General features: G+C 70.6%; 13 protein-coding genes and 3 tRNA genes. 3 read left to right on the top strand and 13 right to left on the bottom strand.

The features are described from left to right. Positions 1-68: 68 nt before the first annotated feature. From SACPADRAFT_RS0219315 to SACPADRAFT_RS0219280, 8 genes are all read right to left on the bottom strand, one after another. Positions 69-1499, bottom strand: coding sequence for a LutB/LldF family L-lactate oxidation iron-sulfur protein (locus tag SACPADRAFT_RS0219315; protein WP_007024785.1), 1431 nt, complete (start codon positions 1497-1499; stop codon positions 69-71). After that, positions 1481-2197, bottom strand: a complete 717-nt coding sequence (locus SACPADRAFT_RS0219310; protein WP_028662599.1) for a (Fe-S)-binding protein — start codon at positions 2195-2197, stop codon at positions 1481-1483. The genes SACPADRAFT_RS0219315 and SACPADRAFT_RS0219310 overlap by 19 nt, the downstream gene beginning before the upstream one ends. A 121-nt stretch (positions 2198-2318) precedes the next feature. Then, positions 2319-2615: a GYD domain-containing protein gene (locus tag SACPADRAFT_RS0219305; protein ID WP_007024787.1), complete on the bottom strand. Its 297-nt coding sequence runs from the start codon at positions 2613-2615 to the stop codon at positions 2319-2321. Between the two features lie 29 nt (positions 2616-2644). Continuing rightward, the gene (locus SACPADRAFT_RS0219300) at positions 2645-3670 is read right to left on the bottom strand and encodes an ABC transporter substrate-binding protein (protein ID WP_233357217.1); all 1026 of its coding nucleotides are present in this window, start codon (positions 3668-3670) and stop codon (positions 2645-2647) included. A gap of 14 nt (positions 3671-3684) precedes the next feature. Continuing rightward, positions 3685-4560 (bottom strand): ABC transporter permease, encoded by an 876-nt coding sequence (locus SACPADRAFT_RS0219295; protein ID WP_007024789.1) that lies wholly within the window; start codon positions 4558-4560, stop codon positions 3685-3687. After that, complete coding sequence (locus SACPADRAFT_RS0219290; RefSeq protein ID WP_007024790.1) at positions 4557-5360, bottom strand: ABC transporter ATP-binding protein; 804 nt, start codon at positions 5358-5360, stop codon at positions 4557-4559. The genes SACPADRAFT_RS0219295 and SACPADRAFT_RS0219290 overlap by 4 nt, the downstream gene beginning before the upstream one ends. A gap of 64 nt (positions 5361-5424) precedes the next feature. Continuing rightward, positions 5425-6309, bottom strand: a complete 885-nt coding sequence (locus SACPADRAFT_RS0219285) for an NAD-dependent epimerase/dehydratase family protein (RefSeq protein ID WP_007024791.1) — start codon at positions 6307-6309, stop codon at positions 5425-5427. Further along, positions 6309-7553 carry an FAD-dependent oxidoreductase gene (locus SACPADRAFT_RS0219280; protein ID WP_007024792.1) on the bottom strand — a complete coding sequence of 415 codons (1245 nt, stop codon included), beginning with the start codon at positions 7551-7553 and terminating at the stop codon, positions 6309-6311. The genes SACPADRAFT_RS0219285 and SACPADRAFT_RS0219280 overlap by 1 nt, the downstream gene beginning before the upstream one ends. 194 nt (positions 7554-7747) lie before the next feature. Between SACPADRAFT_RS0219280 and SACPADRAFT_RS0219275 the strand changes: the two genes are divergently transcribed. Together SACPADRAFT_RS0219275 and SACPADRAFT_RS0219270 are read left to right on the top strand one after the other, a co-directional pair. Beyond that, complete coding sequence (locus SACPADRAFT_RS0219275; RefSeq protein WP_007024793.1) at positions 7748-8644, top strand: LysR family transcriptional regulator; 897 nt, start codon at positions 7748-7750, stop codon at positions 8642-8644. Between the two features lie 95 nt (positions 8645-8739). Continuing rightward, positions 8740-9861, top strand: a complete 1122-nt coding sequence (locus tag SACPADRAFT_RS0219270; protein WP_007024794.1) for a PP2C family protein-serine/threonine phosphatase — start codon at positions 8740-8742, stop codon at positions 9859-9861. Positions 9862-9930: 69 nt separating this feature from the next. Here SACPADRAFT_RS0219270 and SACPADRAFT_RS34530 read toward each other — a convergent pair whose 3' ends face one another. The 5 genes from SACPADRAFT_RS34530 to SACPADRAFT_RS0219250 form a co-directional block, all read right to left on the bottom strand. Continuing rightward, positions 9931-10341, bottom strand: a complete 411-nt coding sequence (locus SACPADRAFT_RS34530; RefSeq protein ID WP_407690030.1) for a DUF6978 family protein — start codon at positions 10339-10341, stop codon at positions 9931-9933. Between the two features lie 274 nt (positions 10342-10615). Beyond that, a tRNA-Phe gene (locus tag SACPADRAFT_RS0219265) sits at positions 10616-10689 on the bottom strand. A gap of 27 nt (positions 10690-10716) precedes the next feature. Further along, a tRNA-Asp gene (locus SACPADRAFT_RS0219260) sits at positions 10717-10793 on the bottom strand. 27 nt (positions 10794-10820) lie between these two features. Then, positions 10821-10893: transfer RNA gene (locus tag SACPADRAFT_RS0219255), tRNA-Glu, on the bottom strand. Between the two features lie 489 nt (positions 10894-11382). Then, on the bottom strand, positions 11383-11631 hold the full coding sequence (locus tag SACPADRAFT_RS0219250) for a hypothetical protein (RefSeq protein ID WP_007024795.1): 249 nt from the start codon (positions 11629-11631) through the stop codon (positions 11383-11385). Between the two features lie 390 nt (positions 11632-12021). On the opposite strand from SACPADRAFT_RS0219250, the gene SACPADRAFT_RS33265 reads away from it, so the two are divergent. After that, positions 12022-12466, top strand: a 445-nt coding sequence (locus tag SACPADRAFT_RS33265; RefSeq protein WP_407690029.1) for a hypothetical protein, incomplete at its 3' end; no start/stop codon positions are given.

Here is a 12466-nt window from a genome sequence, read left to right as displayed (position 1 = left end):
CACGCGGCACCGGCCCCGGTCCGCCTCCGCGCGCCGCCCGGATCCGGCCCAGGATCTCCTCGCGCGCCTCAGCCACGGGTGCGCCTCCACCACGCGCGGAACGACTCCTTCGGCACCGCCGGGGCGTCGCGGGTGGACGTCCATTTCGACCCGGGCCAGGGCAGACTGGTGATCCGCCCGTCCCGGCCGGCGAGGAGGCGGGACAGCGACCCGGCCCGCTGCGCGGCCTCGTACCGGCGGCGGTCGCGGAACACCCAGCCCGCGCCGGACATGGCCAGCGCCTCGGGGGTCCGCCTGCTCCGCGCCCGCACCACCTCGCCCCGCAGGTGGGTGAGCACCTCCGGGATGTCGATCCGCACCGGGCAGACCTCGTAGCAGGCCCCGCACAGCGACGAGGCGTACGGCAGCGACGCCGTCTGCGGATCGGTCAGGTCCCCGTCCAGCTGGGGCGCGAGGATCGCCCCGATCGGACCCGGGTACACCGACCCGTACGCCTGCCCGCCGGTGCGCTCGTACACCGGGCAGACGTTCAGGCAGGCCGAACACCGGATGCAGCGCAGCGCCTGCCTGCCGACCGCGTCGGCCAGCGTGGCCGTGCGCCCGTTGTCCAGCAGCACCAGGTGGAACTCACGCGGCCCGTCGCCGGGGGTCACCCCCGAGAAGATCGAGGTGTAGGGGTTCATCCGCTCGGCGGTCGATGACCGCGGCAGCAGTTGGAGGAACACCTCCAGGTCCCGCCAGGTGGGCACGACCTTCTCGATCCCCATGACGGTGATCAGCGTGTCCGGCAGGGTGAGGCACATCCGGCCGTTGCCCTCCGACTCGACCACCGCCACGGACCCGGTGTCGGCCACGGCGAAGTTGGCGCCGGACACGGCGACCGTCGCGGAGAGGAACTTGCGCCGCAGGTACCGGCGGGCGGCCTCGGCGAGCTCGGCCGGGTCGTCGGAGTCGGGCGCCTCCTCCGGCATCTCCCTGCGGAAGAGCTCCCGGATCTCCGCCCGGTTGCGGTGGATCGCGGGGACGAGGATGTGCGAGGGCCGGTCGTGCCCGAGCTGCACGATCAGCTCGGCGAGATCGGTCTCGATCGGGCGGACGCCCCCCGCTTCGAGGTGCTCGTTCAGCCCGATCTCCGCGGTGGCCATCGACTTGACCTTGACGACCTCCTCGGCCCGCCGGGCCAGCGCGAGGTCGAGCACGATCCGGTTGGCCTCCTCGGCGTCCCGCGCCCAGTGGACCGTCCCGCCGCGCGCGGTGACGGCCTCCTCCAGCCGCTCCAGGTAGGTGTCCAGGTGCGCGAGCACGTCGTCCTTGATCGCCGCACCGGCCCGGCGCAGCTCCTCCCAGTCGTCCAGCTCGGCGACGGCGGCGGCGCGCTTGCCCCGGATCGTCGTCGTGGCCCGGCGCAGGTTCCCCCGTAGCTGCGTGTCCGCCAGCGCGGTGTGCGCCGCGTCCGGGAACGTCGGGCTGCCCAGCCACGTCACGGGGTTGCGACCCACGGCTGCTCCTCCGTACTCGCCAGGATCTCGGCCAGGTGCACGCTGCGCACGCCGGTGCGCAGGCGGGTCAGGCCGCCGGAGAGGTGCATCAGGCACGAGTTGTCGCCCGCCGTGACCACCTCGGCGCCGGTGTCCTGCACGCAGCGCATCTTGTCGGCCAGCATCGCCGTGGACGTCCCGGCGTTCTTCAGGGCGAACGTACCGCCGAAGCCGCAGCACTCCTCCGCCCGGGGCAGTTCGACCAGGTCCAGGCCGCGCACCGCGCGCAGCAGGCGCAGCGGACGGTCCCCGACGTCGAGCATCCGCAGGGAGTGGCAGGTGGGGTGGTAGGTCACCCGGTGCGGGAAGTACGCGCCGACGTCGGTCACCCCCAGCACGTCCACGAGGAACTCACTGAGTTCGTAGGTGCGCCGCACGGCCGGGTCGTTCCCGCCCAGCTTCGGGTGGATCTCCCGCACGGTGCCCACGCACGACCCGGATGGCGCCACCACGTGGTCGTATCCGGCGAACACCTCGGCGTACCGGTGGACCAACGGCTCCGCGTCGTCGTGATAGCCGGTGTTGTAGTGCAGCTGCCCGCAGCAGGTCTGTTCGAGCGGGAAGTCGACCGCGCAGCCGAGCCGTTCGAGCAGGCGGACGACGGCCTTGGCGGTGTCCGGGTACAGCGTGTCGGTCAGGCACGTGGCCAGCAGCGCCACCCGTCCCCGTCCGGGTCGCTCACCCACGCGGCGCCCTCCCCCCGACACGATCCCTTACCGACGCCCGCCGAGCGTAGTGTCGCGGCGCCCACCCGCGCCAACCCACCGCGACCGTCCGGCGCTACCCGCCAAGGGCGATGAGGTCGCGCATCTCGTCCGGCCCGTAACCGTGCACCGCCTCGATGCGGAGATTGCCCATCGACTGCACGGCCATCAGGAAGGCCGTGGCCTTCCGGACATCGTCGTGGCGCACCACGGCGACGAGATCGTAGGGCCCGCCCGGCGTCCCGTAGATGTCCTGGAGTTCGGCGCCGTACCGCTCCGCGAGCTGCCTCGCGTTCTCGTAGCGGTCGACCGACTCCTTGTAGCCCTGTGCGCCATGACGGAGGGCCGTGGGCGACGTGCTCCGTCGACCCACGGCCCTCGCGCGCTCAACCGGTCACGGGCTCATCCGTCGGAGCCCGCGGACCCGTCCGAGCCGTCCTGCCCGGCGTCGACGTTGTCCGAGAAGGTCGTGTTGACGTACTCCTCCTGCGGGAGCGGCTGGTCGTACTCCAGCGCGCCCAGCTTCATCCAGGTCCGCTCCATCGTGGCGAGCTGGTCGGGCAACGGCGCCAGGTCGGGCAGCCACGTGTACAGCGGCGTCGACTTGACGTCCTCGACGCTCTGGTCGGTGGCCTCGGCGATGATGCGCAGGTTCTCTTCGGAGTAGCGCTGCTCACCCTGGAGGTCCCGGGCCGCCCGGGCCATGGCGTCGAAGAACTTCTGCCCGTTCTCGCTGTCGGAGAACTCACCGCCGTAGATCATGCCCGTGCCGGAGGTCCCCTCCGGCGTTGTCCAGACCTTCTCGGCGACCCCGTCCTCCACGGCCATCTCCCAGAACGGCGCCGCGGCAAAGCCCGCGTCGATGCCCCCGGTCTGCAGACCGGTCGGAATGTCCGGGTTGGACACCTGGGTGAAGTTCACGTCGTCCAGCGACAGACCTGCCTCCTCCAGCGCCATCCCGACGTAGTGGGCACTCGTCGCACCCTCACCGCCGAGCACGCCGATCGTGCGGCCCTTCAGGTCCGCCAGGGAGGAGTACTCCCCGCTGTCGATCAGCTCCTGGCGCACCAGCAGTGCCGACGGCGGACGCTCCCGGTCCTCGGGCTGCACGCCCATCGAGCCGACGACCTCGACGTCCAGTCCGGTGTTGATCGAACTGAACATCCCCGCGGAGAACCCGGCGAGGACGGTGTCCAGCTTCCCGCTGGCGGCCAGCGGAATCGCGTCCTGGCCCGACTTCACGTTCTCCAGGTTGACCTTCAGGCCTTCGTCGGCGAAGTAGCCCTTTTCCTGTGCCACGAACAGTGGCGAGAAGATCGACAGCTGCACGTATCCCACGTCGACGGTGTCGTCCCCGCCGCCGCCCGCGGTGTCACCGCCGGCGCCGCAGGCGGACAAGCCGACACCGAGCAGCATCGTCGCTGCCATCGCCGTCAGTTTCCTCATTGTTTCCTTCCCTTTTTTCGGGGCCCGCCGGAGTGCTGCCAGGGGAGCAACGCCCGCTCCAACAGGATGATGAGCCCGGTGACCACAGCGCCGATGATCGAGACCGTGATCAGTCCGACGAACATCGTCTGTGGCTGGAACAACTGCCACGAGTTCCAGATCAGGTACCCCAGTCCGTTGTTCGAGGCGACGAACTCGACGGCCGTCACCACGATCACCGCCATGCCCGCCGATACGCGCAGGCCGGTCATGATGGACGGTGTCGCGCCGGGCAGGAGCACGTAGCGGAACAGCCGCCAGCCGGTGGCCCGGTAGGCCCGCGCGGCCTCGAGGATCCGTCCGTCGATCTGCGTGATGCCCGCGAGCGTGTTGATCTGCACGACGAAGAACACCGAGATCGCCACCGAGAGCACCTTCGGCGTCTCGGTCAACCCGAAGATCAACAGCAGCAGCGGGAGAATCGCGATCTTCGGCAGTGCGTACAACGCCGTGAAGGTCGGGCCGAACGCCGCCCGCAACGGTCGGGACACGCCCATCACCAGCCCCACGGCGATCCCGACCACCGCACCGAGCGCGAAGCCGGTGAGCAGCCGCCCCACGGTGGAGTACACGTGCACCCACAGTTCACCCGTGGAGATCATCTCCCAGCCGCGGGAAAGGATCTCGCTCGGCGGCGTGAACAGCCGGGCGTCGAGCATTCCGGTCGCGGCGGCGACCTCCCACAGCGCGAGCAGTACGAGCGGGGTGAGCACGGCGAGCGCGAGATCACGTGTCCGCAACAACCGGTGCCTGCGGTGTTCCCGCTCCACCGCGCGCCGCAGGGCGTCGTCGGACCCGGCCGCGGTCGAGTCCCGCGTCAGTGATTGTGTCATGAGAACCTCAACGATGCTTGAACTTCATCCCGCAGCGACTCCCAGATGTCCTGCTTCATCCGCGCGAACTCGGGATCGGTCTCCATCTCCACACTGCGCGGCCTGCCGAACGGGACGTCGATCACTTCCTTGACCCGGCCCGGCCGCGCCGACATGACCACGATGCGGTCGCCGAGCAGCAGCGCCTCCTCGATCGCGTGCGTCACCAGCACGACGGTCTTGCGCTCGGCCTCCCACAGACCGACCAGCTGCTCCTGCATCAGGATCCGGGTCTGCGCGTCCAGCGCACCCAGCGGCTCGTCCATCAGCAGGGACGGCGACCCCGTCGCGAACGCGCGGGCGATCGCGATCCGCTGCCGCATCCCGCCGGAGAGCTGGTGCGGATAGGCCTGTTCGAATCCGGTCAGGCCGACCTCGGAGATCCAGTGCCGCGCGTGTTCCTCACGTTCCCGTTTACCGACCGAGGCCATCTGCTCACCGAAGGCCACATTCTGCAGGACGGTGAACCACGGCAGGACGCCGTGATCCTGGAAAACGAACGCGGAACGGGGGACCTTTCCCTTCGGGAGATTGTTGTGGACCTGTCCCGCCGAGGCGGTCTCCAGCTCGCCGAGGATGCGCAACAGGGTCGACTTCCCGCAGCCGGACGGGCCGACGATGCAGGTGAACGACCCCTTCTCGAACGTGAGATCGATGTCGTCGAGCGCCTGGACCTGACTCTTCCCGACGAAGATCTTCGACACGTTCTCGACGACGAAGGCGTCGTCGGACGTGGTTCGTGTCGTGGGGGATGTGGTCATGAACAATCCTTGATCGAGTCGGCGGAACCGTTCTGGCCGGGAGGGGAGAACCGCCCGAACGAAATCACCATTCAAACATCGGAGGGCGCTCCGAACAGAAGACCCCTCCGAGGAACCGACGGTCCTCCTCGGAGGCGAGCACCGAGGGATCGTCCCCGGCCTCGGCGAAAAGCGTGTCCGCATACCGTTCCGCGTCGTCGACCGGGGTGTAGCCGATCGCGGCGCCGCCGGAGTGGGAGAGGTAGCCCCGGCTGTTGGCCGAGACCCCCCACACGACCCGGAATCCGATCCCGGGTGCGCGGAGTGCGGCGTCGGTCAGCCGCACCGCGTCCGCGGGGGAGAGCCAGGTGGCCAGCATCCGCTCGTCGCGCGGCCGGGCGAAGCGGGAGGCGATCCGCAGGCACACGACCTCAAGGCCGTACCGGTCGTGGTACAGACTCCCGAGCGCTTCCACCGCGGCCTTGCTGACCCCGTAGAAGGTGTTCGGCCGCGCGGGCACGTCGTCCGGCACGGTCCCGCCGTCCGCGGGGATGGCGACGTAGCCCACGGCGTGGATGGAGCTTGCCAGCACCACGCGGGGCACCCCCGCACGGCGTGCGGCCTCCAGGACCGCCTGCGTGCCGTCGATGTTGACCCGGGACACCGTCTCCCAGTCGGCCTCCAGCGGGATGCCCGCCAGGTGGACGACCGCGTCGCTTCCAGTGAACGCGGTGACCAGGGCGTCGATGTCGGTGATCTCGCAGTGGGCCCAGTCCTGGCAGACGGCGGCGGCCGTGTCGGTCGCCGGCTTCCGGTCCACTCCCACCACATGGTGCCCGAGGTCGGTCAGCCCCGGCAGCACGTCGGTGGCCAGTGAGCCCGCCGCGCCGGTCAACGCGATCCGGTCCGGGCGCCCGTGCGGCCCGGCGGTGGTGGTCCGGTCGTCGGTGGTGGTCCGGTCGGTGGTCATCAGATCAACGCCCCCTGCCGCTCCAGTTCCCGGCGGACGGCGGTGTAGTCGTGCGTGCCGCCCGCGGCGTAGACGCTCGCGGCCACACCGCAGGCGTGCCCGGTGGCGAACGACGTGCCCATCACGCGCAGCGAGGCGTAGGCGGAGTCGTCCGAACTGACCAGGCGGCCGCCCGCCCAGAGGTTGTCGGTGGATTCGGAGCAGAGCGCCCCGTACGGGATGTGGTACCAGCCCTTGTCCCGGATCCCACCGTATTCGGTGACCCCGGGGGCGACGTGCTTCTCCATCGGCCACCCGCACCGCGCCACCGCGTCGTGCGGCCTGCGGCGTCCGGTGGAGACGTCGTCGGCGGACACCGCGTCGCGCCCGGCGAGCCTGCGGCCCTCGCGGATGCCGATCTGCGGGCCGGTGGAGGCGAGGAAGGCGGACTCCCACCCGGGCAGGTGGCGACGGAACGCCTCCAGGTACCGCCAGCTCAGCTCCCGGGCGCGGATCTCGGCCTCGGTCAGGTCGTCGACGTCGAGCACGTCACGGTGCTGGTCGGCCAGCAGCAGCATGATCTCGCCGCTGACCGGCATCCGCACCGCGATCCCGCTGTCCCGCACCAGGGTGCGGCCGGTCTCGGTCCGGTACTTCTCCACCGCGGCGGCCATCCCGGCCGGGCTGAGGTCGGCGCCGTCGGCGACCGCACCCGCGCGCATCACGAGCGTGCACGCCTGCCTGCGTTCCGGGGCGGACAGCCGCACCGCCGAGCCGGACTCCGCGAGGAGCGCGCCGTCCCCGCTGCAGTCGACGAAGGCGCGGCCGGTGAGGTGCCGGTGGCCGCCGCGGTGCACGATCTCCACCCCGGTGATCCGCCCGTCCTCGGTCGTGGCCGAGACCAGCCTGCTGTGCAGCAGCAGTGTCACCCCCGCGTCGGCCACCACCCGGTCGTAGACGCTCTTGGTGGTCTCCAGATCGAGCAGCACGACGGTGTTGCCGGTGTCGGCGATGGTCTGCGTGCGGTAGAGGTCGCGTTCGTCGAGGCGGTCGAGCACCTGTTGCCCGACCCCGGCCACCACCTGGGTGCCGGTCTGGTCGAAGAAGCCGCAGTGGGTGAGCACGGAACTGTTCGTGGCCGCCCCGCCGAGGAACCCGTACTGCTCGATCACACAGACCGACGCACCCGACCGCGCCGCGCCGACGGCCGCGGCGATCCCCGCCGCGCCACCGCCGATCACGACGACGTCGAAGTCCGTGGACATCCCGTTCCACCTCACTACAGCCGGAGCTGGTTCATCACCCGAAACAGCGTCTTCACATCTGTTGGGTGTGACCCTGACCGCTCCCCCGGTCTGCCGTCCAATACCGGATGTCTCCGGGGGTTATGCCCGCAGCGCATAGCGGCCGGTCGACCGGCTCGGGCGGGCACGGGGGCACACGCGCCTAGGCTGGTCGCGTGGAACTGCGGCAGCTGACCTACTTCAGCAAGGTCGCCGAGGTGCGGTCGTTCAGCAAGGCGGCCGCCATCCTGCACATGACGCAGCCGTCACTGAGCAGGCAGATCATGGCGCTGGAGCGGGAACTCGGGCAGTCCCTGCTCGAACGCACCCCGCAGGGCGTGGAGCCGACCCCGGCGGGTCTCGGCCTGCTCGACCACCTGGACACCGTGTTCGAGCAGGTCGAACGCATCCCCGAGGTGGTGCGCACGGCGGGTGAACAGGTGCGGCTGGTGCGGGTCGGCGTGCCGCAGGGGTTGCCCCAGCCGTGGGGCTTCACGCTGCTCGACACCCTGGCCGGGCGGGCACCGTCGCTGCGGCTGTCCCTGCACGAGGCCACCACCGAGGAACAACGCCAACTGCTGCAGAACGGGCTGATCGACATCGGGCTGTTGCACACCGAGGCCTCGGAGGTGCACTGCGAGAAACTGTTCACCCAGCGCATCGGTGTCGCCGTGCCGCCGGGTTCGGCCCTGGCGGGCCGGGACACGATCCGTTTCGCCGACCTCGACGGCGCCCGGGTGATGGCCCACGCCGCGGGCGAGGTGGACGTCGAGGTGAGCCGCATGCAGGCCGCCTCGACCGCCGCGGGCGCCGGGACGGAATGGTTGTTCCGCCGCTTCTCCGAACACAGCTGGCTGATCGCCCTGGCGTCCGAAGTGGACGCCGTACTGGTGACCCACCTGTCGGCGACCCGGCACCTGCCCGACTGGAGCTGGATCCCCGTGTCCGACCGGGACGCCGAGGGCCGGAGCCTGGACATCGACACCTTCGCCGCGCGGCGGGATCCGGCGCCCACCGCCGTGCGCACCGTCGTCGCCACGATGCGGTCCGTGTCGGCGGCCGTCGACCTCTGACCCGGGTCCGGCACGGTTTGCCGGGACGACACCGGGGCTATCCGGGAATCAGCACCGGTCGACGCCGGATGCCCCAGTGAAGCGAGAGGCGCGAGATGGCCGCGCACGACGTCGCCGCCACGTTTTCGAGTCCCTATTCGAGCCCGTACGCCGTGCTCAGCCCCGACCTGGTGATCCGGGAGGTCAACTGGGCGTACATGTGGGTGACCGGGCGGGCCCGGGACGAGCTGCTGGATCACTACTTCTTCGACGTCTTCCCCGGCCATCCCGAGGGGGCGGACCGCACGGACACGCAGCGCGTGTCCGCATCGCTGCACCGGGCACTGGAAACGGGCCGACCGGACACGCTGCCGCTGGTGCGCTACGACATCGCCACCCCGCGCACCGGCGACTACCAGGAACGGTACTGGGGACTGGTGAGTGTCCCGGTGCTCGACCGGGACGGCGCGGTGGACCGGCTGGTGATCTGCCCGGTGGACACCACCGGGCTGGTGCGCAACTACACCCGGGAACGGGAGACCGCGCTGACCCTGCAGGAGGCCATGATGCCGGGGCCGGCGACGGTCACCGAGCGGATGGCCGCCCGGTACCGCCCGGCGCTCAGCGGCTCGAACCTGGGCGGTGACTGGTACGACTTCGTCGAACTCGGGCAGGGCAGGCTCACCGCGGCCGTCGGGGACGTGGTCGGCTGCGGCCTGCGCGCCGCGGCCGTGATGGGTCGGCTGCGCAGCGCACTCGGCGCACTGATCCGGGCGGACCCGGACCGGCCGGGAAGCGCTCTGGCGATGCTCGACCGGTACGCCCGGTCGATCGACGGCGCGCTGGGCACCACGGTCGCCAAGGTCACCGTGGACACCGACGCGCACACCCTGACCTACGGCTGTGCGGGCCACCTGCCACCCATGCTGCTGCGGCCGGACGGCGGCGTCGACGCACTCGACGAGGCCCTGTCCCTGCCCCTGTCCGTCGGCCCGCTCCACCGGACCCGACCGCAGGCGCGATACACCTACGCCCCCGGCTCGGTCCTCGTGCTCTACACCGACGGGCTCGTCGAGCGCCGGGGCGAAGTGCTCGATGTCGGCCTGGACCGGCTCCGGCGGAGCCTCACCGACCACGCCACGCTCGCCGCCGACGAGCTCGCCAACGCCCTGCTCGCCGACCTCCTCACCGACCGCCCCACCGAGGACGACACCGCCCTCATCGTCACCGGACTCTGACCGGATCGCTCATTCACCCATAAGGACCAGCACGCTCCGCCCGAAGCACGAAACGGTCGGGTCCCTGGTTCATGAAGCGAGGCGGTCGAGCAACTCCTCACGGGAGGACCACGCACGAGCGGTGACCGAATACCTCTCGAACGCCTCGATCACACCCGCTGGAACATCCCCCCACTTCGTGCCGCTGCTCTCCCGGTAGAGATGCAGGTGTGGAGCTCCGATCTGTACACCGTCAGGATTACCGTGCTTGCCTGTGGTGCACAGACGGACCAGTACGAGGTCTCGCCCGTACCGGAGTTGGCAGCGAGCTTTCAGGGGGTTGCGAGTGCCCCGCGACACATCCGGGAGAAAGTGCTCCGTACCATCGTCCGATTCCACAGGATGGTCATCGGACGCCCCCGGACTCAGGTCTACGGTGAGCGACAGACTGTACACCTTAGGCATCCTGCGCAACTGGTCTGCCTGCCACCGGAAAAGCATGTCCTCGCCCCTACGGCACGTGAGACAGCTAGCATACTACACCCGACCGCCTCTTCCGCGGAGCAGCGCGAAGGGCGCTCCGGCGAGTCTCAGCAGCCTGACGCAGGACCGGGTGATCGCGCTGATCGGCGATGAGGACGCCCCCTGAGGCGAGGCGGAACCCCTTCGTCTGGTGGCCTGCCCTGCCGGGCTCGGCAGCGCTCGGACGGGAAGGTCCGGACATGAAAAAACCGCCCCGACCGGATCGGGGCGGGGCGGTTGCGGGTCAACCGGGTGGCCAGGGACGGGATCGAACCGCCGACCTTCCGCTTTTCAGGCGGACGCTCGTACCAACTGAGCTACCTGGCCGAAACGCCGGTGCAGGACCGAACGCCTTGGCGACCCTGACGGGACTTGAACCCGCGACCTCCGCCGTGACAGGGCGGCGCGCTGACCAACTGCGCCACAGGGCCATGCTGTGTACCGTTTTCAGTTCTCCGTACTCCCAACGGGATTCGAACCCGCGTCGCCGCCTTGAAAGGGCGGAGTCCTAGGCCGCTGGACGATGGGAGCCCAGTCGGTTCGGCTACCGACCGCGCTTCCAGGTCATCCCCTGGGAGCGATCACCAGTCTAGGACACCCGTCGAGCCCCTTTCAAAGGGGGGTCACTTAACTCGCGAACCCTCCTTTGACCTGCGACAAGTCGTGCCCCACCCGCGGAGGCCCCGGTCGCCGTCCGCCTGCTCCCCGCCGAGGCCGGCGGCCGGTTCCACACCGGACGACCGGGGGGCCGGACGACCGGGTGCCATCCCCGGGGGCGACGCCCGCGTACTCATCGGCGTGACGAAAACTCTGCGGTCCTGTCGGCCGTGATGAGAGATTTTCCGGTCGAAGCCCGGCCAGAGGCGTCATTTGATTGCCCGGAGGCGGTTCCGGACAGTATTTTGTCGCCTGCCCAGGTGCACGATCAGGGGGTGTGCACCTGGGCGGCTTCCCGTCCCGGCGGCCCCGCGCGACCGGGTTCCGCCGAACGGGTCATTCCCCGGCCCGCGACGGCCGGGGTCAGCGCTGCACCGGGTGGTTGCCCTCCTCGTCCGGGGCCAGCCCCAGCATCTCCAGCAGTTCGGCGCAGTCCCGGGCGTCGTGGGCACCCTGGGCGACGGCGACCCGGGCGCGGCGCACCTGATCGTCCGAGACCCGTGGAGCCTCCGACACCCCGGCCCGCTGCGTCGGCACACCCCCGTACCGCGCGCTCTGCCCTTCTCCCTCGTAGCGAAGGAGAAACTGCCGCATCTCCGCCGACCTGCCCATGGCTCCTCCCGGGGCCTCGTTGGTGTGGCCGACGAGGCTAACGATCAGTGGAGACACCCCATAGCCGCCCGGAGAGTGAACTGGACGTCACGGTGCGTGCCTTGAGACACCCGATCGAGCGCTCTGTCGGTGAACGTCCGGCAACGGGACGGTGACAGGTCCGGCGATTTTTCCCGCTGTACCACTCGCGATCCGGCGGATCGTCGTGTAAGAATCGGGGTGCTGACACACCCCCGGTCAGCGCCTGTGGAGATCCCCTCCGGGCCCCCGCGTTCCTCCCCCTGGCGCGGGGGCCTCTCCATGTGATGGGCGGCCCGGCGGGCACGACGCCCCGACGTGGGGCACGACACACCGCGACCCCTGTCGAGACACGACCGTTATCGTGTGGTCGTGCCACTTCCCGCATTCGGACGCGGCCGCAGCAAGAGCAGGGCCGCGCACACACCGCCGCACCGGGACGACCGCGGCAGCCGCGACGACCGGGACGCCTCGTCCGGGGCCGCCGCCGACCGGGACGTCGACGACCACGAACTGTCCAGCTACCTCGCGGCGCTCGCCCCGGAGACCGACCCGGAGAGCACCGGCTCGGGACGCCGGTTCGGCGAGGCGGACGTCCACCAGGTGCGGTTGACCCCTGCCGCGGGCCAGCAGCTCAGGGACCTCGCCGCCGAGCGCGGCACCTCCCCCGGCGCGCTGGCCCAGGAGTGGGTACTCGAACGGCTGGCCTGGGAGGACCGGGGAGCCGCCGAGGCGCCCCCCGCGGCACAGACACCCCCCGCAGCACAGGCGCCACGGGAGCCACGGGCGGTCCCGTACGCCGCCACCCCGCACGAGG

The organism is Saccharomonospora iraqiensis subsp. paurometabolica YIM 90007 (assembly GCF_000231035.2).
Taxonomy (GTDB): domain Bacteria; phylum Actinomycetota; class Actinomycetes; order Mycobacteriales; family Pseudonocardiaceae; genus Saccharomonospora; species Saccharomonospora paurometabolica.
This window is presented reverse-complemented; position numbering and strand designations above follow the sequence as displayed.